Annotated in this window: 1 protein-coding gene; it reads right to left on the reverse strand. The window is 65.5% G+C overall.

Translation table 11 applies throughout. From position 1 onward, the window contains the following. Positions 1 to 135 (reverse strand): glycosyltransferase (locus EOD29_RS33545; RefSeq protein ID WP_206520594.1); only part of this gene is annotated, 135 nt, incomplete at its 3' end. Positions 136 to 252: the final 117 nt, after the last annotated feature.

The following is a 252-nucleotide window of genomic DNA, read 5'->3' on the forward strand; positions in this document are numbered from 1 at the left end:
ATAACGTTCGGCTCGGCTGTCGGTGACGAGATGCACCGAATAACCACGCTCCTTCAGCTTGAAGGCCAGCGCCTCCGCCGGGAACACGTGGCCGCCGGTCCCCCCGGCGGCAAGCAGCACGATGCCTTTGCTCATGACCTCTACTCCGCGGGCATTCCGTGCGGGACGCGGAAGAGGCTCCGGTCCTGCGCACGTTTTTCCGGGCGATGGCGCGTCAGCGCCAGAATAAAGCCAGCGGTGACGCAGATCGCC

Source organism: Mesorhizobium sp. M1A.T.Ca.IN.004.03.1.1 (assembly GCF_003997555.1).
Classification (GTDB): domain Bacteria; phylum Pseudomonadota; class Alphaproteobacteria; order Rhizobiales; family Rhizobiaceae; genus Mesorhizobium.